This is a genomic window from Kiloniella sp., assembly GCF_048259265.1.
Taxonomy (GTDB): domain Bacteria; phylum Pseudomonadota; class Alphaproteobacteria; order Kiloniellales; family Kiloniellaceae; genus Kiloniella.
The window spans coordinates 168,897-190,459 of sequence record NZ_JBLXHT010000002.1 but is presented as its reverse complement, the minus strand read 5'-3'; the positions used below and the strand labels follow the sequence as shown (position 1 = coordinate 190,459).

Sequence of the window (21,563 nt, the reverse complement as noted above, 5' to 3'; positions counted from 1 at the left end):
TTTCAAACCGTTGAGACCAATTCCGACCTCATGGAAATAGAGATTGGAAAAGGAAAGCTTCTAAAACTCCCACGTTCTGCATCTAATATCTTTATTGCAAACCCTGAAATTGCAGATCTGAATGTTAAGTCAGCAAAGCTTGTTTACGTCTTTGGGAAAAAATCAGGCGAAACAAGCGTCTTTGCCATTGATACCAATGATCAAGTAATCGCCAGCATTCCGATTAAAATAACTCATAACTTAGAGCTCCTTAGGGAAACCTTAGATACCGCAATACCCGATCACAAGATACAAGCAAGCTCAATCAACAATGGTATTCTTCTAACAGGACAAGTAAATAATGCTGTTGATTCCGATAGCGCAAAAAGAATTGCTGAACGCTTTATTGTGCCAGAAACAGAACAAGTCATATCACAGATGTCTGTTCTTGCCTCAGACCAGATACATCTGAGAGTAAGAATTGCAGAGGTACGAAATGATGTACTCGAACAGTTTGGATTTAATTGGACAGGATCAAGCTTCAATGACGGCTTGACGAATGCTGCTTTTAGCACAACGACATCATCGATATTAGCAACGAGTCCTCCCAATTTATTGGGGATCACATCAACAGTCGGTAAGTATTTCAATTTAAACGTCCTGATAGATGCTTTAGCTCAAGATGAACTCGTTACAATTCTTGCGGAACCAAATCTTACAGCTGTTTCTGGGGAAACAGCCACATTTTTGGCTGGAGGAGAGTTTCCAGTTCCTGTCGGGTCTAATGTGCAAGATGGCGTAAGGACAATATCAATTGCCTTTAAATCATTTGGCGTCAGCTTGGCCTTTACTCCGACGATAATATCCGAGAACAGAATATCCCTGCGCGTACGACCAGAAGTGAGTCAGTTATCTTCTGATGGGGCAGTCGTTTTATCTGACCTCGAAATCCCTGCCCTATCAACAAGAAGAGCAGAAACAACAGTAGACCTAGGATCCGGACAAAGCTTTGCTATTGCCGGGTTAATTCTAAATAACCAAACACAAGTTGCGAATAAAGTCCCCGGTTTAGGCGATATTCCCATTCTTGGTCGATTATTTAAAAGTGAACGTTTTCAAAACAGCGAAAGTGAACTTGTTATTGTGGTCACGCCTTATCTAGTTAAGCCGTCCAATAACCCTATTGCCCTTCCTACGGATCCTTACGTTGAGCAAATAAACGTGTCAACAACACCGCAAAAACTTGAGACAGTAGAAACAACTACTTCGATTCAAAATAATGATACAACGACATCCTATCCCAGCACTGAGCCAACTTTTATTTTGGAATAGATAATGCAAATAACAATACCCAGAACGGCCAGCCTTTGGATAGCTCTTTCACTTTCAGCATTCACATTGGGGTGTGCTCCGGAAGAAGGATTTAAAACAATCCCTGCTGAACAACAAATATCTAAGGCTGCGGTTGATTTCATGGATTTGGGACGATGGCGCCCAATTACCACCAGTAAGAGAGCCAGCACACATAGCTATATCGCAACAGAAGGTTTTTATATCCCCGATGGATCTACCGATACTTTAGCCTTGGAAACAGAGTTACAGAGCTTTCTTCAAAGCTATAAAGTGAATACACGGGATGAAATTATTCTGGACGGTCTTCGCGATGGTACTGGCAAAAAAACGCCTAATGCCGAAAGTGCCGTTAATCGCCTGAAATTCACGCTTACAGAACTGGGATACAAAAGCAGCGTCGCCAAGAAACCCATCGCAATCTTTATTCAGGGCACCCACAATGCTGCAATACTAATCCATAGAAAGATCATTGTTCCCCCAGAATGTACCATAAAACGTCACCCGAAAGGGACAAGACCTGCCATAAGAACATTCGGTTGTGCGCAAGAAGTCAATTTGGCCAACATGGTAGTATCCCCTGAAGCTCTGGATGGAAGCAAACCGATTACGTCTGCAGACTCGACAGCTGTTTCTCTTGGGATTGAAAGGTATAGAAAAGGCGAAATCACACCTCTGTTAGGTGGTTTAAGTACAAGCGGCGTTTCGGAATAGGGCACTAATGTAAAATGGCTTCGAATGAAATTGATGATATTTTTGGGGACTTGAACGAGGATCTCGACACAGCCGCCGAACTTGTTGCGTTTGTAAGTGATGGACAAACCCACGATGTAACTCTGGCTGTATCCAGACAACTTGGTCTTGCGGCTGAAGTGAGAGATGGGCAATGTCAGGATGCCATGTCTTACCTTGGTGACAACCCAGCCCCCAAATATCTGTTAGTCGATATAGGTAACGACGAATTATCTGCTGCTACGTCTCTATTCTCACTGATTACTGCTCTGCCTGAAAACACCAAGTTAATTTCAGTCGGGTCGATAAATGATATCGGCTTTTATCGAGAAATGATCGAAATCGGTGTGTCAGAGTATGTACTCAAGCCATTAACAGAGAAAGCATTACTAACTGCGGTCAACAATGCTGACAAATCAAATGTTGTGTACATTTCGCAAGAAGATGACGTCATTCCATCAGAGAACAATAAGACAATTATCTTAGGCGTTCGTGGCGGGGTCGGAGCAAGTACTGTCGCAGTTAATTTAGCTTGGTTACTTGCCGAAGAATTAAAAATAAAGACTGCCCTTTTGGATATGGATATCGAGTTTGGCACAATCGCACTCACCCTGGACATTGAGCCAACCCAAGGACTAAGAGAAGCACTAGAGAACCCGGAACGACTAGATAGTCTTTTTATATCCAGTACCACAGCGAAGCTGTCTGAAAACCTTGCCATTATGGCAACTGAAGAAAATTTGACAGAAGATCTGTCATTTACCCAAGACGGGATAGCTATTTTGATGGAAGCCCTTTCTCGGGAGCATCAGCAACTTATTGTCGACACGCCCAAATCGGCAGTTAAGCTTAGAAAAGACATTCTATCCGAGGCGGGTACGGTTATTCTTGTGACAGAATACAATCTACCCTGCCTAAGAGATACCATCAGAGCCCAAAGCTTAATAAAAACAATAAATCATGAATGTCGGGTCCTTGTCGTAGCGAACAAAACAGGCAGCACTCAATCAGCAATTCCTTCGTCAGAGTTTGCAAAAGCTCTTGGCGTCAGCGTTGATATTGAAATTCCAGAAGACATCAAGCTGTCAATAAAAGCGGCCAACAACGGTAAGCCCTCTGTGGCACTTGACCCAAAAGCTAAACTGTCAAAAGCCTTTATCAAACTCGCAAAGCTTGTCGCTCCTGCAGATAGTACACAATCGAAAAAAGCGACTTGGCGTAAACTAATTGGTCTCTCGTAATGCAACACGAACAGAATACTGAGCAAGCTGACGGCAATCAACAAGACGAACAGCTTAAAGCATTACTAAAGTCTAAGCTGACCGATAAACCTGCCTCTGTAATGTCACGTCCAGAATTAAGCTTGAAAATAGGGCAAATAGTCACTGAAGAATTAGAGAATCAAAGCAGTGAATTTAACCTATTGCAAAGACGGGCATTGATTACGAATCTCATAGATTGGTATGTAACTCACGTTCGAAAAGAAGAAGAAAATCAGACCGAAGCAGAGGTTGTCCCTGTCCCATCCCTTTCCAAATTTGAAAGCAGGCCCTACCCCATAAACAAACCTAAGCAACCAAATACAAACACCGAACAGCAGGCCAGTTCAGCATCTGGTAATATTGAAGAAGCAAAATCTATCATACAGCCCAAAGTAATGGACCGATTGGACATTTCTGCGGCTTCAAAGCTTCCAAAAGAAGAGCTTTCCAGCCAATTAGGTGAAATTGTTGGTGAAATTCTTTTTGAAGATAAATTACGCCTGAACGCGCCAGAGAAATCAGCAGTCATTGAGCTTATTCTTGCAGATATGCTCGGCTTAGGACCGCTTGAGCCTTTGCTCGCTGACGAAGGTATAACTGACATCATGGTGAATGGGCCGAACCAAGTCTATATTGAAAAGGGCGGTAAACTTCAACTTACTGACGTGGTGTTTAGAGATAACGACCATGTAATGAACGTAGCTAGACGAATAGTGGCTCATGTTGGGCGGCGTGTCGATGAAACCACCCCGCTGTGTGATGCCCGACTTGCTGATGGTAGCCGTGTAAACATCATTATTCCTCCACTTGCTATTGATGGTTCGTCTATCTCTATAAGAAAGTTCGCCAAGCAAAACATCACGCTCGATATAATGAAAAAGCAAAAAAATATATCACCTGAGATGGCTACAGTGATGAAAATTGCTTCGAGAAGCAGATTGAACATATTGATTTCCGGCGGGACAGGTTCAGGAAAAACAACACTATTAAATGCTTTATCTCAAATGATTGATCACGGTGAACGCATCGTTACAATTGAAGATGCTGCCGAGCTTCAATTGCAACAGCCCCACGTTGTACGCTTGGAAACACGACCACCCAACCTTGAAGGTGAAGGCGCGATTACCATGCGAGACCTGGTTAAAAACTCGCTTCGTATGCGACCAGATCGGATCATATTGGGTGAGATACGTGGGTCAGAAGCTGTTGACATGCTTCAGGCGATGAACACAGGACATGATGGATCACTGGGTACTGTTCACGCCAACAGACCAAGAGAAGCTCTTACCCGTCTTGAGAACATGGTTGGAATGGCCGGAATTAACCTTCCTGCCAAAGCTGTGCGTACCCAAATTGCTGATGCCCTTGATATGATTATTCAAGTCTCTCGAATGCGTGATGGTATGCGAAGAATTACCCATGTAACGGAAGTCATCGGTATGGAAGGCGATATTGTCACTACGCAAGATCTATTTACCTTTAACTTCTTAGGGGAAGATAAAGATGGGAACCTTACTGGTGAGTTTAAATCTACAGGCCTGAGGCCCTTCTTCTTCCCGAAAGCAGAATACTTTAGCTTGGGTAAACACTTAATGGATGCGATGGGATGATCGGATTATTTCAGGATATAGCGGCGGGCCGCGCAACTGATTTACAGGTAATGTCAGTAATTACTGTCATTTTACTCATGCTGATGATCTTGCTTTATTTAATTTTAAAGCCAGACAATAAACATACAAAAACAAGAATAAAGAACATTGTTAATAGTGCAAAAAATCAATCACCATTACCCACAGCACATCTAAGTATTCGGCGGCAAACCGAAGGTAGCGGGAATGTTAAGCTTGACGAGATTATCAGGCACTTAACACCCAAGCCTGATTTGTTAAGAGAAAACATGCAAAAAGCCGGTTTACACCCCAATCTCGGTCGCTTGTTAATTATCTCGATTATTGTGGGTATCCTCTTTTTTGGTGTCTTTCATATTACAACAGACAAACCGGTAATATTAAAAGCGCTATTGGCAATTATCTTCGGCCTCTGCGCCCCCCATTTTGGACTTTATGTACTAAAAAAAAGGCGTCAGAAAAAATTTCTAGCCCTTTTTCCTGACGCTATAGATCTCATGGTAAGAGCTTTAAAGGCTGGTTTACCAATTACAGAAGCAATTAAAAATGCGGGTGAAGAAATTGGCGATCCAGTTGGAATAGAACTGATAAAAGTCACAAATGGGGTCAAAATTGGTGGTAAGCTCCCAGATGAACTCGCTAAGGCACAAAATCGTCTAGGTCTTCAAGAGTTTCAATTTTTTACCGTTGCCCTGTCTATACAAATGGAAACTGGTGGTAACCTATCTGAAACACTCGCGAACCTGTCCGATATATTGCGAAAAAGAAAACAAATGCACTTGAAGATTAAAGCAATGTCTTCAGAGGCAAAAGCATCAGCCTATATCATTGGCTCTTTGCCTTTTGTCATGTTTGCACTTATTCATACAATGAACCCTGGCTATACATCCCAGCTCTTGACCGACCCGAGGGGGCATTTTGCTTTGGGTGTAGGGTTGTTTATGATCGCTCTTGGTTGTGGGGTTATGTACAAAATGGTGAAATTTGAAATATGAATTTATCAGACATAATCCCAGCCAGTTTCACAGAAGAGCAATTTTTAATCTTAAGCGCCAGCTTGACCGTTTTAGCGATATTTATTGCCATCTGGTACTCATTACTCGAAAGAGACCCTAGCACTAAAAAGACTGCAGAACTCGCGAAGTTACGAGATGGTTTACGCACAAGTTATCTAACCCCGAAGCAGCACAGAAGTATCACTCCTAAATCAGAAAATCTAATGAGGCAGGTTGTTGATTTCTTTAAACTGATGAAAAACGATCAAGCCGAAAAGTATGCCTTTATGCTTTCCAGAGCGGGGAAACGGACCCCAGACGCACTATACCGCTATCTATTTTTCAAGCTTATTTCTCCGATATGCGGAGCGTCCTTTGCCTATTTATATATCTATGTTCTCAAAGCAATAAACCTTGCCCCAATGGGTCAAGCATTCGCGACTATCGGGGCAACTTTACTTTGTGCAAAGCTTCCCGATATCCTTTTAAAAAATTCAATCATTAAACGCCAAGAAATCATCCGAAAATCACTACCTGATGGTTTGGATTTAATGGTTATTTGCACCGAAGCCGGACTTAGTCTAGATGCAGCGTTTGCAAGGGTATCAAAGGAAATGGCAGACGCAGCCCCAGAACTGGCGGACGAACTATCCCTAACGTCTCTGGAATTGGGATTTTTACCAGATCGCAAAAAAGCCCTTAACAACCTCGCCAGTCGTGTCGATATATCCATGATGAGAAGTTTGGTAAATGCTCTGATACAATCCGAAAAATTCGGAACGCCTTTATCTCAATCTCTCAGGGTAATGAGTAATGAACTAAGGCATGAACGATTGATGAAAGCAGAAGAAAAAGCCGCCAAGCTCCCAGCGATTATGACGGTACCAATGGTGATCTTTATTTTGCCACCACTTTTTATCGTTCTACTTGGTCCTGCTGTGATGCGAACATTGGACAGCTTTGTTAATCGTTACTAATCAACAAACACTCTCTGAGAATGATTAATAACATAGCTTCTATTAATTAATTACTTCGCTCTCTATAGGCTCTACAGGACTTTTAGCTTTCGTACTGATAGCACTATCATTTACAGCCAAAGATGACGGCTTAGTTGTTTCTGGTGTCAAAGAATTAAAGTACCGCATTCTTTTCGCCACATCTGCATCATCCATATCAATCCGCGATGTCTGCTCGGCGGCATCCAGATCGCCAGAGAGAGTATAAGCCATGGCCAGTATCTGTCGATGCTGTACGGTAGCCTTTGGGTTTTTAGACAGAGGATACAAGATAGCCAGTGCCTCGTCATGGCGGCCTTCATATGACATTGAAAGCCCGTAATTACTTTGAAGGGTAAGGTTTTCCTTATCCATTTCTAATCCTGCTTTATAATACTCTTGGGCGGTTTGACGCTCACCTTTCTTATCATAGGCGACCCCCATAGCATTCAATAGTTTGGTATTTTTTTCTATCGCGAGACCTTCAGAAAATTGCTCTATCGCAAGATCCAGCTGTCCCCTAGCCATAAAAGCAAGCCCAAGACCTCGTTTCGCTTCAACATTCTGTGGATCGACAACTAAAACCTGTCGATATGCCTGCCCTGCAGCTAGAGGTTCTCCTCTTTTATTGAGAATTGCTCCGATCCTAAGCATAGGCTTGGGGTTATCGGGGTTCAGTTCAAACACACGCTGATAAAGTCCAATTGCTGTGCGGTAATCACCTCTATTATAAGTCGCCTCGGCAATATCGAAAACCTGTTGGCTCTGTTCGTCCATCCCATTATCTTCAACGGGGTCAACACTTCCCTGCGCAACCTCACTTTTGGGGAGCTTAATGCCAACAGCGGATGAAATATTATGCATCACTGAACAGCTAGACAATACGAAGGATACCCCCCCAAGGATAACTATCCTTTTGGCAAGTATTAAGGACATATCTTTTCTCCGTTCAGACGCACAAAACAAAACTCATGCTAAAGTAACGGAAATGTACTTAAACTTTCGTTAAGTAATACAGATCTAAACAGGCGTGCCGTTTGTTAAGTTACGAAAATAGCCCATCAGGAAATATCAAAAAAATCATCATGCTTTAGATACACAGACCCAACGAGGTGCTTTAAATGATATGCCGTGTCAACTTCCGGGCTTGGGGCGATATCCCAAATCCAGTTTGCCGCAAGCTTATTGAATTTCAGACCATAGAGCGCGTTATCCCTTATCTCGCCCTCTTCCATTACTTTAACAGGTTCAACCCGGCGCTCTAAATCTGTTATTAACAAGATAGAAGAATCAGCGTTTTCCACCCACTTAAGATGATCTGTTATGATTTTTAGGCAACATTTTTGCAAATCACCATCATCCTCATCTACACCCGACTTTATTAGCCAGTTCTGAATACAGATCGGTAGTTGAGATAAAATATTACAAGAGATAACAAGGTCAGCGCCATCTAACAGATCGACTGGTGGCTTGCTTTGAATTTCTTTAACATCAAAATCTGAACTCAAATCTTCAAGGGAATCAACAAGTCCCGTAAGATCTGCTTCGACTAATGTGATCTTCGAACTTTTCTGGGCAATTTTTCGTATGGATCTTAAAAAAACAACATCGACCAGAACCACACGATCAAATCGACGTTCCAGTTCATCCAACGGTATATCGTATCCTGCCCCAGCCCCTAAAACGACGACCTTCGCGTGTTTAGACGTTTTATCAATTGCCGATACAATTTCGGACTTGGTATTTTCAAGATGGGACTTCCAGGCTGATTTACACCTTCGAAAGCGAGCGTCAATGGCAATCGCTTCGTGTAAATAGCCAAAGCGTTTGAATTTACCTTCGCACCTGGCAGAAAGAAAATTCAACGCTTCGATTAACATCCATTCGCCTTAAGAGCAGAATAAATCAGGGGTAATCACAACGATCACCGATAACCTGGACAAAACCTTTAGCACCTGTTTTCAGAGTAAACCTATACTCAGATCCATTTACAACAATAGATTTGTGTAATGGTAATTTGCCCGATAACTTCACAGACTTGCCGCCCAGAGTTGTGAAAACAAAGTCCAGTGGCTTAGCAGGATCATACCATGCTTCGATTTTATCTTCGGCATTGTATGCTGACTCACCCTTCGCCGTAATGGTAACTCCACCACGCGCAAAACTGACGCTATCGTTTACCCCAGTATAAATCGGCGTGTTAACATAAAAGCGTTTTTCTTCAGGATTATTGTCACACACACGTTTATTTTCAGCGCTCGCAATCAAAAATTTAAGTCGTTCAAGGGAAACCCCGTTCTCAATTTTTTCCTGTAAATCGGTCACGATAACCTTCAACTCGCCAGTTGGCACATCTTTTTGATATCTGTTCTCCCAACCAGCAGCAGTCTCTTTGGTCGCTTCCAAGTTACTATTAAGCTCGTCTCTTAATTCCATAAGTTCCTGAACGGTTTGTTCCAGCTCACTATTCTTATCGTTCAGGGTGATAACCTTACGATTTGCAAGCTCAAGCCCAGCCCGGTACGAGTACCAACCTGCGGCGCCGACAAGGATTAAAGCTATTGTCCATTTGAAAACCGCCCAACGGAAATTGTTTGAACGACGGCGACGGGTTTCACGAAGACCGAGAGACATCTATATTTTTATCCATACTCTAATTGTGTTAAAATCAAGCTGCGCCTCTATTACGCGCCTAACCGTTGATATACAACAAACTTACTGAATGGCAACTCTAAATTACAGCTTTTACCTCGTTCGATAAAGTAAAAGGCTACAATAGTGCTCTCCATCAGAAAAGATCGTGTTTTACCTAACATAATAGTTATTTCGAAAAATATACTCAAGTTGTGTCCATTCCATGGCAAAATGGTGTAGTATGACGATATACCTAGAACCGCTGTTTAAGGGAACTGCCAATGGCTGAAGAAGATATCAAGGAAAAAGTCCTCAATGATTTGAGATCTCTCCGTGGCAAACTTGATCCAAAAATTTTAAAGGAAGTTGAACTTCGAATGAATGGTCAAGTTCCCTATGACAAAGAATCAGCTCGAAAAACAGTCGAGCTTTTCCTTCACGCGCGCCACGATCAAGGCGCCTTTGCTGAAAAAGTGCTTAAAGCATTAAAAGATAAAGATCTAGAGAAAGAAAAAGATCAAGAATAGTCATCGCCTCACACTTCCTGAAATTAACCGCGAACAAGGTTTTATAATTAAACATTCTATACCTACCGATGATTTTTTGGGGAAACGGATGACACAGCTTAACCGATTGCCTATATAACTCTTTCCTCAGGAGAGTTATGTGAACAAAACATCAGAATTCATTGCTATTATAGGGGGCGGCCCCACAGGACTTATGGCTGCACACAAACTGCTAGAAATGGGCCACAGTGTTCATCTCTACGATGCCAAGCCCTCAGTAGCCAGAAAGTTCCAACTTGCTGGCCGTGGCGGTCTTAATCTTACACATGGCGAGCCACTCGATAAATTTGCCACCCGCTATTATGAAAATGCTCACCTCTTCGCCCCTCTTTTACAACAGTTCACGCCAAATGATTTAAGAGATTTCTGTCAGACCCTCGGACAGGAAACATTTATCGGTTCTAGTGGACGCGTATTTCCAACTAAATTTAAAGCAACAGAGCTTTTGCGCGCTTGGTTGTCCGACCTATCTGGCAAAGGATTAAAGCTCTTTACCCGCCATAAGTGGGTCGGTTTTGATGAGCAAAAAAATTTACTTATCAAAGACAGCGAGAACCAAGTCATTAACTTATCCCCAAAGGCAACTATTCTGGCTCTTGGTGGCGCAAGTTGGGGTAAATTGGGTTCGGATGCAGCCTGGGTTCCGATATTGACCAAAGAAAATATAGAAATAGAACCTTTGGAAGCGACGAATTGTGGATACGAAACACATTGGCCGCAATCATTGCCAGAAAGCTGTTTTGGCCATCCCCTTAAAAATATCTCGCTCACCCATGCTGATATGACAGTAAAGGGAGAAATCATGCTTTCTTCATATGGTCTAGAGGGAGGCGCAGTCTATGCCCTCAGCAAATCAATAAGAGAAGCAATAAAAAGTCATCAATCAACAACAGTCTTCATTGACCTAAAGCCTAAACATAGTAAAGAACGACTGGCAAAAGCCCTCTCCGAGAGGGCAAAACATCTGTCACTTGGAAAGTTCCTTAGGCAAGAGATCAGATTATCATCTGTTAGCCTTAACTTGCTCAAATCCCTTACAAGCAAAGAAGAGTTTAACAGCCCTCAGATCCTTGCAGAAAAAATAAAGGCCCTACCTGTTACTCTTAACAAAGCAAGACCAATAGACAGGGCGATCTCTACAGCTGGTGGTATCACCTTTGATTCGTGCACCGACAACTTAATGCTAAAGCACCTGACGGGCGTTTTTGTTGCTGGGGAAATGCTGGATTGGGAAGCCCCAACCGGTGGTTATTTGCTCCAAGGATGTTTCTCCATGGCTGTACATGTCGCAAAAGGCGTTGATCGTTACCTCGGAAAACGGCCTTAAAAAATCAAATATCAATAGATATTCAGAAACAAAAAACCGGGAATGCTTAACATTCCCGGTTTCCTATAACACAAAATCTCTAAAGATTTTCTCTATTAACCTTATCCAAGGTCACCTCGGATCGCCTTTAGAAGGATCGTAGAATACTCTTCCGGTGTGAACTTGATTGGGTTCCCGCCAGCAGATGGATCCTGTGTCGCAAGAACGCCGATTTCATCAACCTTGTCTTCGTCAATACCAATCGCAGACAAAGCATTAGGAATATCCAGGGTTGTGCGAAGGTCCATCACCCACTTCAACAACCCATCAAAGGAAGCGTCTTTCAAATCAAGGCAACGGGCAAGATAAGCAGCACGATCTTCAATCACAGAGCGGTTCGCAATCAACACATATGGCATCAGGATAGCGTTCAACATACCGTGGTGCGCGTCATAAATTCCCCCAAGAGGGTGAGCCAGCGCATGCATACCACCAAGACCTTTTTGGAAGGCAGTTGCCCCCATGCTTGATGCAATCATCATGTCAGAACGAGCAACCAGATCCGTACCGTCTTCAACAGTTTTCACCAAAGACTTCTGAATAAGACGAATACCTTCAACAGCAATACCATCAGCCATTGGGTGGTATCCAGGTGCACAGAACGCTTCTAGGTTATGTGAAAGGGCATCCATGCCAGTTGCAGCCGTCAGCTTTGCCGGAAGACCAACAGTCAATTCAGGGTCATCAATAACAACAGATGGCATCATCTTCGCATGGAAAATGATTTTTTTAACGTGTGTTTCTTCGTGCGTAATAACGGAAGCACGGCCAACTTCTGAACCTGTGCCAGATGTTGTTGGCACAGCGACGATTGGTGCAATCTTGTCTGCATTGGCACGTGTCCAATTGTCACCAACATCTTCAAAATCCCAAAGCGGACGATCCTGCCCAACCATCAACGCAACAGCTTTTGCAGCGTCCAGCCCAGAACCACCGCCAAAAGCAATAACACCATCGTGTTTGCCTGCGTGATAGTAAGTAACACCATCCATGATGTTTTGACCGATAGGATTCGGTTTGATGTCACTGAATACATCACAACCAAGACCAGCTGCTTTACATGTTGCAACAACATCCGCAACCATTGGCAAGGCGGCAAGGCCTGCATCTGTAATAAGAAGCGGGTTGCTCATTCCAAGACCACTGCAGACTTCAGCAATTTCTTTGATGCGACCAACACCAAAACGAACAGTAGTCGGGTAATTCCAATTACCCTGCATATTTTCAATTTTATCGTTCACGGTTTTTCTCCGTATGAGGTGGAAGGCGTTACGTTTTTCACGTATTTGCTTATTTACCGAACCTTATGGCTCGAACGAAGATATCTAAGACAAAAATTGAACAATTACCAACAAATAAATCTTCAAGCATTTTCTTTCGTATGACTGGCTGTATCAAAGAAAAAGAAAACACTTGAAGATAACAGATTAAGACACAGTTATTGCTTCACTTTTTCCATTTTAGGATCGAACAACGCGTTAAAATGTATTGCGCATTTATGGCGTACTGTTCCGACTTCCAATTCATATTCTCCAGATTCTAAATAAGCGCGGTTGACGCCCTCATCATTACGCACATATCCGTAACCGATATTTTTGTTAACGGTATACCCAAAACCTGCTGAGGTTAACCAACCAACGCGTTTGCCATTGCGATAGATCGTCTCTCGTCCCAAAAGAATGACATCGGTGTCATCAATTGTGAAACAACATAGACTCTTTTTAACACCTTCTTCCTTTTGAGATTCCAAGGCTTTTCGACCTTTAAAATCTATATCTTTTTTAAGCTTGCAAGCCCATCCCATGCCCGCCTCTAACGGTGTATGATCTGGGCCGATATCTGAAGCCCACGCGCGATAACCTTTTTCCAGACGGAGGCTTTCAATCGCCCGATATCCAGCATTGCCAATATCGTATTCTTCCCCTGCCGTCATCAAAGCTTGATAAACATTAATGGCAAATTCAGTTGGGATGTGGAGTTCCCAGCCGAGTTCCCCAACGTAGGTAACTCTGAGCGCCATAACCGGAGCCCCAGCAACACCAATGGTTTGCATTGTACCAAAGGCAAAATTTTCATTGGAAAGATCATCAGAGGAAATTTTCTGCAGTACTTTTCTTGCATCGGGCCCCATGACAGAAAGAACGGAATAACCGGACGTTACATCAACAAGTTGAGCGTTTAATCCCTCTGGTATATTTTTTCTGATCCAGTCAAAATCATGTGTGGCGTAACCTGTGCCTGTAACAATATAAAATTCGTTTTCGGCAACACGTACCACAGTCAAATCACACTCAATACCACCGCGATCATTCAGCATTTGCGTATAGATCAACGCACCTGTTTTTTTAGAAACATCATTTGCACATATCCAGCTCAATGCTTTTTCAGCATCCGGCCCCACCAGCTTAAATTTAGCAAACGATGATTGATCAAATACAGTTACATTAGAGCGAGTTAAGAGGTGTTCTTTACCAACATTCTCAAACCAATTTTGGCGTTCGAAAGAATAGATATCTTTGGCCTCTTGTCCCTTATTGGCAAACCAATTTGGTCTTTCCCACCCCAATTTCTCCCCAAAACAGGCTCCTTGCTTTTCCAAGACATCATAAAGCGGGGATCTACGATTAGGACGTCCGGATGAATGCTCTTCAAAAGGCCAAGCCATTGTATAGTGTTTACCATAGGCTTCCAGCGTGCGTTTGCGGACCCAATCTGTATCAAAATGGGCTCGGCCAAATCTTCTGATATCCACAGGCCATAGATCGTACGGCGGTTCGCCATTAACAACCCACTCCGCCAAAGCCATACCAGCCCCGCCACCAGCAGCAATACCGAAGGCGTTAAAACCAGCGCCAACAAAGTAATTTTTCAACTCTGGGGCCTCACCAAGAATAAAGTTACCATCCGGTGTGAAGCTTTCAGGGCCATTGATAAGCTCGCGAACACCCGCGGTTTCCAGTGCTGGCACACGCCCCAAGGCAAGCTCAATAAGCTGTTCGAAATGATCCCAATTTGAATCCAGCAAGGAGAAATGGAATTTTTCCGGAAATCCCTTTGTTGCCCAAGGAATACCGTTAGGCTCATAACCTCCCATAACCAAACCACCAACATCTTCTTTGTAGTAAGTTAAGCGATCCGGATCACGCAGTGTCGGGAGATCTGAGGTAATTCCCTCAATTTTCTCAGTAATCATAAACTGGTGCTCAACCGACACCAATGGAACGTTTACACCTACTTTTTTTGCTTCCTGACGTGCCCATTGACCACAGCAGTTTACAACCTTGTCACAGACAATACGTCCCTTTGAAGTAACAACGGCCACAACCTTGCCATCTTCCACTTCAACATCAAGAACTTCAGTATCTTCAAAAATTGAAACGCCGTTCATTCGCGCCCCTTTTGCAAGGGAAAGTGTAATGTCCGATGGGTTTGCCTGACCATCTGTTGGTAAGAAAGCAGCACCTACCACATCATCGATTGTCATCATCGGCCACAGCTCTTGCGCTTCCTTAGGTGTAAGCAATTGCATGTCTAAACCAAAGGAATGGGCTGTTGTTGCTTGACGCTTTACCTCTGTCCAACGTTCTTCATTACACGCCAGACGCAAACCACCGTTCATCTTCCATCCAGTGGCCTGCTCTGTTTCTTTTTCCAAATTTTTATAAAGATCAACAGAATAACCTAGTAATTGGGTAATGTTGGCATTGGAACGCAGCTGTCCCACCAAACCTGCAGCGTGAAATGTTGTGCCAGATGTGAGCTTGCCGCGTTCTATTAGTATTGTGTCACTATAGCCCATCTTGCCAAGATGATAGGCTGTTGATGTCCCGACAATACCACCGCCAATAACGACTATCCGAGCATCTTTAGGCAGGGTATCAGATTTTGAATCGGTCATTTTTGTATCTCACTTTTTTGGAAGGCTTGAAGCTGTGCTTTGAATTTATCGAGGTTTTCCTCGGTATATTTTTGATAATCAAAATCGATATCAGAATGAATTTCCGACACCATACTCCACATGGTCTCTCGCAAGAGAGAGGCGCATTTCATCGCCTCGTATCTATGCAGAAGTTCATCCGTCACAGGACTATCGAAATAACTTTCGAGTACCCACTGTTCTGCAGATTTATCCAGTGCTGAATTGGAAACCAGCCCCCCAAGGTCAAAAAGAGGGGAATTAAACCCGGCATAATCCCAATCAAATAGCCAAACCCGATTGCCATCATCAATGAAGTTTGCCGCCAACAAATCATTGTGCCCAAACACCAGATCCACCTTACCGACGGCTGCTTCCAACTCGGTCGCGCTATTCAAAAGCCAAGGCAGTTCATTGACCATTCGGCTCCGCCCTACTTTCAAGGTAGCCGCATAATCCCGAATGACATGAAATACCCAGAACACAAGCGATGGTCCGCGTAAAAATTTTGGTATTTCAGTATGTGCTCGCCGTATCAGAGGAATAATTTTTTCCAAGTTATTCCGATCACGGACCATACTCTCATCAAAACAGGTTCCTTCGATGAAGCGCAAAACCATGATGCCGTTTTCAGCAAAAATCACCTCGGGTGAAATTCCAGCCTGAAAGGCTGCTTGGCTCGCCGCCAGCTCATTAAAGCGCATCACATGATGCACCGGGATGTCTTCCCCGAAACGAACGACGTATTTTCCCTTATTATCCTGAACTGTATAGTTGTGATTGGTAATCCCTCCCCCAAGAGGTTCAGGATCAACCGCACCATCCCAACAGGGAAGCTGCGTTATGATATCTTCTTTGTTTGTCATCGGGTTTCCTGTCCCAATTCCCCGCCCAATCCAAGGCGTTGTTTAGCTTTACGAGAACCTGCGGCAATCATGCGATCCGCAATAATTGCGATAAAGGCAATGGAAAGTCCGGCCACCAGCCCACGTCCGGTATCTGCTTTGGTCAAGGCAATATAAACTTCCTGTCCAAGATCACGAGTTCCAACCAAAGCGGTGATAACTAACATGGACAACGCAAGCATAATCGTTTGATTTAGGCCGAGAAGGATTTCAGGCAGCGCAAGTGGCAGCTTAACTTTCCAGAGCAATTGGCGTCGTGTGCACCCAGAAGTTATGCCAGCCTCTACCAAGGACGATGGAATTTGCTGTATCCCGTGTGTCGTATACCGAATGGCTGGTGCAATTGCATAGAGAACAACAGCCACCATTGCTGAGAAATCGCCAACGCGGAACAGCATCACAACAGGAATCAAATACACGAAGCTTGGTAATGTTTGAAGTGTATCAATCACCACTTGTACAACACGACCGAGACGATCGTTTTCTGCTGCAAGAATACCAACAGGAATACCGATAAGGCAGGCAATCACAACCGATACGCCGCAAAGGTATACGGTAATCATTGCTTTTTCCCACATTCCAGTCGCAACAATAAACAGACTTAGAAGAAGCGTTAAAAGAAAGAGTTTTCTGCCTCCTAACTGCCACGCACCGACACAGAGCAACAGGATTGTCCAAGCCCACGGCATCTTAAGCAAAACAAGCTTCACGGGTACCATGAAGTAAACCAGAACAATGGTTTTATAGGCTTCAAGTGCATCAAAGAAGTTGACATTAATCCACGCAACTAATTCAGCTAATGAGGACCCTACGCCCAATTCCCAAGTATCGGGATAATTCTGAATAGCCGGAACGATAAAGCCGGATACAAGAGTAAAGAGAACAATAACTGTGACTGACAAAGACCAAGGGTGCCGTCGAATAATATTTGCCTGCCCGTCAAGATGTATGGGTTCAGACCGTGCGGCAAATGCTTGGCTCAACCGGTCAAGAGCAATAGCAAGGACAACGATACCAACACCTGCTTCAAGCCCGCCACCGATATCTAATCGTCGCAAGGATGACAAAACATCATATCCAAGTCCACCTGCCCCAATCATCGATGCGATAATGACCATATTCAGAGACAGCATAATCACCTGATTAACACCGACCATAATACCTGGCGCAGCAGAGGGAACAAGAACCTTCCACATCAACTGTCGCTTGGTGCATCCCGCCATATTACCGAAGTCAATAATCTCGCTTGGCACACCTTTTAACGACATAATCGCAATACGTGTCATTGGCGGCATGGCATAAATAATGGTGGCAATCATCGCCGCAACTGGACCAAAGCCAAACAAGAACAGGATCGGTACCAGATAGGCAAAAACAGGAATTGTCTGCATCAAATCCAGAACAGGAGAGATTGTTTTCTCGAACCAAGGAAAGCGATAAGCCCCTATCGCCAATAGCAAGCCCCCGACAACACCAAAGGGAACGGCAATGACAATGGAGGCCAAAGTCACCATTGCACTATCCCACTGACCAAAAATAGCCAGATAGAGGAAACACGCCCCAATAAAGCTTGCGAGTTTCCAATCCTTGGCATAATGCCCCATTGCAACCACTGCAGCGATCACCGCAATCCATGACATTGGTGGAATAATTTGAATAGCTTGCGACCCTTGGCCTTCCATAAATCCCGTTGAAAAAAGACTTGTGGCAAAAGACAAAGGAAGATCAAGTAAACCAGATATACCCCGCGTTAATTCTTTGAAGGTAAAAAAGCCAAAATTAGCTTCCTGGACTAACCAATTCATAAAATCGGATATGTAATTCTTTACAGGGATTTGTGATTTTCGCGGAACTTTGAACATCCACTTGGGAAACAGTCCCTTGCCTTCTAGATAGAAAAAAACTGTTACAAGAAGCGCCAATATCCAAAAAATTTTCGCTGAACCAAAAGGCCGGACATCCAAAACCTTATTCTTCATTGCTGAAATCACAACGACACCTCGCGCCCCACGAGGACGTCCATAACCCTTTTACGGCTTAAAAGACCAACAGGCGTGTCATCGGCTGTTGTCACAACAAAAGGCTTATCAGAGCGTTCGATATCATCTGCGATATCAGCAATTACAGTATCGTGCGCGACTGTTCCCGACGTTTTAATTGAAGAATCATAAGCTTCTTTCAACAACCCTGCTGTCAGAACCTTTGCCCTTGGGATGTGTTGGGTGAATTCTGCAACATAATCCGTTGCGGGGTTCATCACGAGATCTTCAGGTGTACCAATCTGTATCACCTTACCGTCTTTCATAATTGCAATTCTGTCAGCAAGACGAATGGCTTCGTCAAAATCGTGAGTTATGAAAACAATGGTTTTTTTGAGCACATTCTGCAGGCGGATAAATTCGTCCTGCATCTCGCGGCGGATTAGGGGATCCAGCGCAGAAAAGGGCTCATCCAAAAACCAAATTTCAGGTTCAACAGCAAGTGAACGCGCGATACCAACGCGTTGCTGCTGTCCACCGGAAAGCTCGCGAGGATAATAGTTCTCTCGTCCGGACAAGCCGACAAGTTCAATTATTTCCAGGGCTAACTTTTCACGCTTCTCTTTTGAGATCCCTTGTATTTCCAGAGGGAAAGCAACGTTACCTAGAACAGTTAGATGCGGTAGTAGCGCGAAGTGCTGAAAAACCATCCCCATTTTATGGCGACGGATCTCAATCATTTCATCATCACTAGCCTTTAAGAGGTCTTGTCCATCAAAAAGTATCTCGCCACCGGTTGGTTCAATCAACCGAGATAGACAGCGAACCAGTGTGGATTTACCAGATCCAGATAAGCCCATGATGACAAAGATTTCACCAGAATGGATATCTATATTCACATCCCGCACGCCACCAACAAGGTTGGCTGCTTTCAAATCACGCGATCTAGGTTTGTGATTGTGATTTACGAGAAAGTTTTTTGCATCGGGCCCAAATATCTTCCAGACACCACGGCACGACAATTTAACTGATGAGCTCATACCCACAGGACCTATTACAGAAAAGATTTTATGTTTCGATATTCAATAATTGCTCGGGGATAAGGAGGAGTAAAAAGGATTCCTCCTCTTCCCCGATCAATCTACATCTTATTTAATCCAAGATGCCCAACGGTCTTTATTTGCATCGACCCAATTACTCACGACGGCATCCATATCTTTGCCATCGAGATCGACTTCAATAATCATCTGAGACATTTCATCGTTGGAAATGTTAAAGTCTTCAATTGCCTTATGAGCACCAGGCCATTTGTCTTTCACACCAGACCACGCAACTTTCCAAATCGGTCCCGTAGGCTTACCACAGTCATAAGCAGCATCTTCGTTCGATCCCCATGATGGATCATTATAACATTCAGCTGTATATTTTGGGAATTCGACCCATTCGCCATCAAATTTAGCTGGTGCCCAGTGTGGAGCATAAACCCAGAGCAGCACAGGCGCCTTTCTTTGATATGCAGATTCCAGTTCTGCAAAAAGAGCTGCATCTGTACCCGCATGGATGACTTCAAAATCCATCTCGAGCGCTTCAACACGCTCATCATCAAAGCCTCCCCAAGTTACAGGGGCCCCAAGATAACGACCTTTTGGCGCGGTCTCAGGTGTGGAAAAAGCCTCGGCACATTCGTTGAGAGCTTCCCAATTCGGCAGGCCTGGGCAGACTTCTTTCATATAGGAGGGATACCACCATTCTTCGATGGCCACCATACCTGACTCGCCCAAATTTTCCACCTTGCCAGTCGCGGTCGCTTCATCCATAGCCTCACGACCTGTGGTTTCCCAGATCTCCATAGCAACGTGAAGATCGCCTTCTTTGAGACCTGCAAATTGAGCGATATAATCAGCCTGAACATATTCAATATTATAACCGGCTTCTTGTAGAACTGACCCCATGATTTTGGTGGTCAGAAGCTGTCCCGTCCAATCATGTAATGTCAGTTTAATAGGATCATTTGATTCAACATCAGCAAAAGAAGCTGTTGTTGTAAAATTTGACAGTGCAAGGCTTCCTAGTAAAGCCAATGCAAACCTTGATGTTTTAATCATAAACCTACTCCCTGTAAGGATTTCGAGTTTTTATTATTTATTTTGGACACATCAACACTTTCAATATCCAAAAATATCAACATACATCATCACAAGTCAACACAAAAACAACATTTACACCAAAATCATAACCCCTTCTGACTACATTGTGGATTTTAAAGGATTTAACCAACGCCAAATAAAAAAGGCAGTTCGGAATAATCCAAACCGCCTAAACTTTAGATAGATGATTTTTAATAATTTACGACTAAAAATTTAATGCCTCAGACAGTCACAATCACTTCGATTTCCGCGTCTCGTAAACAGGCGGCCAAATCCGGATCAGGTTCGCCATCAGTGATCAGCACATCAATTACATCCAGAGGCGCGACCTTAACCAGACGAGATCGATTGAACTTACTCTGATCGACCACAACAATAGTTTTTTGCGCCTGTTCCATCACGGTACGTGAAAACTCGGCCTCTTCCAGATGATCAACCATCAACCCCTTGACTGGGTCCACCCCCCCCAGTGACAGGACAGCATACTTCACGTCAAATTGCTTGATAAAAGCTATTGCAGAAGGGCCAAAAGCAGCGGCGTCATCGGCACGCAACTCTCCCCCGGCGATATAAACTCTGTTTCCGTTTCGGGTTGCCAGTGCTCTGGCGGTTTCCACAGAATTGGTCACAACCAGCAAATTTGAGTGCTCTTGCAGCGCATGTGCTGCAATAGCGGTCGTACTCCCTGTATCCATGATCAATGAATCGCCGCTCTGAATTATTTTTGAAAGCTCAAAACCAATACGTTGTTTGGCTTCGTGGTTTTCAACCATCCTGTGCTGAAAAGGAGGCTCATGCCCTTCGTCAGGAACAATAATACCACCATGTACCTTTTCAACCAATCCAGCATTAACCATTGGCTTTACATCACGCCGAATGGTCTCGTCAGATACCGAAAATTGGTTGGCAAGCTCAAGGATGGTACACAACCCTTTTTGCCGAACTGCTTTCAAGATTTCTTTTTGTCTTCTTGTTGGATGCATGAAACCCGCTACCCTCTCTCAACTGATTTAAGCAATAGGTTAATTCACACTAAAAATCAAATTCCGGAAATTACCCAAGCTTTAACCACCCCGTATCAAAGAAAACACACTCGAGGAACACGACCT

18 protein-coding genes are annotated in these 21,563 nt (G+C 43.8%); 8 read left to right on the top strand and 10 right to left on the bottom strand.

Features of this window, described 5'->3' with window-relative positions:
• The first annotated feature begins 30 nt into the window (after window positions 1-30).
• Genes ACN0QW_RS04060 through ACN0QW_RS04035 form a run of 6 tightly spaced genes read left to right on the top strand, consistent with a single transcriptional unit; the run spans window position 31 to window position 6,923 of the window.
• Entirely contained in the window at window positions 31-1,311 is a 1,281-nt protein-coding gene (locus ACN0QW_RS04060; protein WP_417429014.1) for a type II and III secretion system protein family protein, read from the top strand.
• A gap of 3 nt (window positions 1,312-1,314) precedes the next feature.
• A complete protein-coding gene (locus ACN0QW_RS04055) occupies window positions 1,315-2,043 on the top strand; it encodes a CpaD family pilus assembly lipoprotein (protein WP_417429012.1) in 729 nt (242 codons plus the stop codon).
• A gap of 14 nt (window positions 2,044-2,057) precedes the next feature.
• Complete coding sequence (locus tag ACN0QW_RS04050; RefSeq protein WP_417429010.1) at window positions 2,058-3,302, top strand: AAA family ATPase; 1,245 nt, start codon at window positions 2,058-2,060, stop codon at window positions 3,300-3,302.
• On the top strand, window positions 3,302-4,933 hold the full coding sequence (locus ACN0QW_RS04045; RefSeq protein ID WP_417429008.1) for a CpaF family protein: 1,632 nt from the start codon (window positions 3,302-3,304) through the stop codon (window positions 4,931-4,933). The genes ACN0QW_RS04050 and ACN0QW_RS04045 overlap by 1 nt, the downstream gene beginning before the upstream one ends.
• On the top strand, window positions 4,930-5,946 hold the full coding sequence (locus tag ACN0QW_RS04040) for a type II secretion system F family protein (protein WP_417429006.1): 1,017 nt from the start codon (window positions 4,930-4,932) through the stop codon (window positions 5,944-5,946). Before ACN0QW_RS04045 ends, ACN0QW_RS04040 begins: the two co-directional genes overlap by 4 nt.
• Window positions 5,943-6,923: a type II secretion system F family protein gene (locus ACN0QW_RS04035; RefSeq protein ID WP_417429004.1), complete on the top strand. Its 981-nt coding sequence runs from the start codon at window positions 5,943-5,945 to the stop codon at window positions 6,921-6,923. The genes ACN0QW_RS04040 and ACN0QW_RS04035 overlap by 4 nt, the downstream gene beginning before the upstream one ends.
• 42 nt (window positions 6,924-6,965) lie before the next feature.
• Here ACN0QW_RS04035 and ACN0QW_RS04030 read toward each other — a convergent pair whose 3' ends face one another.
• The 3 genes from ACN0QW_RS04030 to ACN0QW_RS04020 form a co-directional block, all read right to left on the bottom strand.
• A complete protein-coding gene (locus ACN0QW_RS04030; protein ID WP_417429002.1) occupies window positions 6,966-7,877 on the bottom strand; it encodes a tetratricopeptide repeat protein in 912 nt (303 codons plus the stop codon).
• A gap of 125 nt (window positions 7,878-8,002) precedes the next feature.
• Window positions 8,003-8,821 (bottom strand): hypothetical protein, encoded by an 819-nt coding sequence (locus ACN0QW_RS04025; RefSeq protein ID WP_417429000.1) that lies wholly within the window; start codon window positions 8,819-8,821, stop codon window positions 8,003-8,005.
• A 25-nt stretch (window positions 8,822-8,846) separates the two neighbouring features.
• On the bottom strand, window positions 8,847-9,575 hold the full coding sequence (locus ACN0QW_RS04020; RefSeq protein WP_417428998.1) for a hypothetical protein: 729 nt from the start codon (window positions 9,573-9,575) through the stop codon (window positions 8,847-8,849).
• 281 nt (window positions 9,576-9,856) lie between these two features.
• Between ACN0QW_RS04020 and ACN0QW_RS04015 the strand changes: the two genes are divergently transcribed.
• Together ACN0QW_RS04015 and ACN0QW_RS04010 are read left to right on the top strand one after the other, a co-directional pair.
• On the top strand, window positions 9,857-10,102 hold the full coding sequence (locus tag ACN0QW_RS04015; protein ID WP_417428996.1) for a hypothetical protein: 246 nt from the start codon (window positions 9,857-9,859) through the stop codon (window positions 10,100-10,102).
• A gap of 139 nt (window positions 10,103-10,241) precedes the next feature.
• Window positions 10,242-11,468 carry a TIGR03862 family flavoprotein gene (locus tag ACN0QW_RS04010; RefSeq protein ID WP_417428994.1) on the top strand — a complete coding sequence of 409 codons (1,227 nt, stop codon included), beginning with the start codon at window positions 10,242-10,244 and terminating at the stop codon, window positions 11,466-11,468.
• Window positions 11,469-11,569: 101 nt separating this feature from the next.
• Here ACN0QW_RS04010 and ACN0QW_RS04005 read toward each other — a convergent pair whose 3' ends face one another.
• The 7 genes from ACN0QW_RS04005 to ACN0QW_RS03975 all read right to left on the bottom strand — a co-directional run bounded on the left by ACN0QW_RS04005 (window position 11,570) and on the right by ACN0QW_RS03975 (window position 21,437).
• Window positions 11,570-12,748, bottom strand: a complete 1,179-nt coding sequence (locus tag ACN0QW_RS04005) for an iron-containing alcohol dehydrogenase (RefSeq protein ID WP_417428992.1) — start codon at window positions 12,746-12,748, stop codon at window positions 11,570-11,572.
• Between the two features lie 197 nt (window positions 12,749-12,945).
• Window positions 12,946-15,405, bottom strand: a complete 2,460-nt coding sequence (locus tag ACN0QW_RS04000) for a GcvT family protein (RefSeq protein ID WP_417428990.1) — start codon at window positions 15,403-15,405, stop codon at window positions 12,946-12,948.
• Entirely contained in the window at window positions 15,402-16,289 is an 888-nt protein-coding gene (locus ACN0QW_RS03995; protein ID WP_417428988.1) for a phosphotransferase, read from the bottom strand. The genes ACN0QW_RS04000 and ACN0QW_RS03995 overlap by 4 nt, the downstream gene beginning before the upstream one ends.
• Window positions 16,286-18,307, bottom strand: a complete 2,022-nt coding sequence (locus ACN0QW_RS03990) for an ABC transporter permease (RefSeq protein ID WP_417428986.1) — start codon at window positions 18,305-18,307, stop codon at window positions 16,286-16,288. Before ACN0QW_RS03990 ends, ACN0QW_RS03995 begins: the two co-directional genes overlap by 4 nt.
• 8 nt (window positions 18,308-18,315) lie before the next feature.
• A complete protein-coding gene (locus ACN0QW_RS03985) occupies window positions 18,316-19,347 on the bottom strand; it encodes a quaternary amine ABC transporter ATP-binding protein (protein ID WP_417428984.1) in 1,032 nt (343 codons plus the stop codon).
• 108 nt (window positions 19,348-19,455) lie between these two features.
• Window positions 19,456-20,412 (bottom strand): ABC transporter substrate-binding protein, encoded by a 957-nt coding sequence (locus tag ACN0QW_RS03980; protein ID WP_417428982.1) that lies wholly within the window; start codon window positions 20,410-20,412, stop codon window positions 19,456-19,458.
• Window positions 20,413-20,675: 263 nt separating this feature from the next.
• Complete coding sequence (locus ACN0QW_RS03975; RefSeq protein WP_417428980.1) at window positions 20,676-21,437, bottom strand: DeoR/GlpR family DNA-binding transcription regulator; 762 nt, start codon at window positions 21,435-21,437, stop codon at window positions 20,676-20,678.
• Window positions 21,438-21,563: the final 126 nt, after the last annotated feature.

Coding starts and splice junctions, on each gene's coding strand:
- ACN0QW_RS04045 (WP_417429008.1), top strand. CDS start 3,302: ATGCAACACGAACAGAATACTGAGCAAGCTGACGGCAATCAACAAGAC.
- ACN0QW_RS04000 (WP_417428990.1), bottom strand. CDS start 15,405: ATGACCGATTCAAAATCTGATACCCTGCCTAAAGATGCTCGGATAGTC.
- ACN0QW_RS03980 (WP_417428982.1), bottom strand. CDS start 20,412: ATGATTAAAACATCAAGGTTTGCATTGGCTTTACTAGGAAGCCTTGCA.
- ACN0QW_RS04015 (WP_417428996.1), top strand. CDS start 9,857: ATGGCTGAAGAAGATATCAAGGAAAAAGTCCTCAATGATTTGAGATCT.
- ACN0QW_RS04060 (WP_417429014.1), top strand. CDS start 31: ATGGAAATAGAGATTGGAAAAGGAAAGCTTCTAAAACTCCCACGTTCT.
- ACN0QW_RS04040 (WP_417429006.1), top strand. CDS start 4,930: ATGATCGGATTATTTCAGGATATAGCGGCGGGCCGCGCAACTGATTTA.
- ACN0QW_RS04020 (WP_417428998.1), bottom strand. CDS start 9,575: ATGTCTCTCGGTCTTCGTGAAACCCGTCGCCGTCGTTCAAACAATTTC.
- ACN0QW_RS04030 (WP_417429002.1), bottom strand. CDS start 7,877: ATGTCCTTAATACTTGCCAAAAGGATAGTTATCCTTGGGGGGGTATCC.
- ACN0QW_RS04050 (WP_417429010.1), top strand. CDS start 2,058: ATGGCTTCGAATGAAATTGATGATATTTTTGGGGACTTGAACGAGGAT.
- ACN0QW_RS03975 (WP_417428980.1), bottom strand. CDS start 21,437: ATGCATCCAACAAGAAGACAAAAAGAAATCTTGAAAGCAGTTCGGCAA.
- ACN0QW_RS04035 (WP_417429004.1), top strand. CDS start 5,943: ATGAATTTATCAGACATAATCCCAGCCAGTTTCACAGAAGAGCAATTT.
- ACN0QW_RS03985 (WP_417428984.1), bottom strand. CDS start 19,347: ATGAGCTCATCAGTTAAATTGTCGTGCCGTGGTGTCTGGAAGATATTT.
- ACN0QW_RS04055 (WP_417429012.1), top strand. CDS start 1,315: ATGCAAATAACAATACCCAGAACGGCCAGCCTTTGGATAGCTCTTTCA.
- ACN0QW_RS03995 (WP_417428988.1), bottom strand. CDS start 16,289: ATGACAAACAAAGAAGATATCATAACGCAGCTTCCCTGTTGGGATGGT.
- ACN0QW_RS03990 (WP_417428986.1), bottom strand. CDS start 18,307: ATGAAGAATAAGGTTTTGGATGTCCGGCCTTTTGGTTCAGCGAAAATT.
- ACN0QW_RS04025 (WP_417429000.1), bottom strand. CDS start 8,821: ATGTTAATCGAAGCGTTGAATTTTCTTTCTGCCAGGTGCGAAGGTAAA.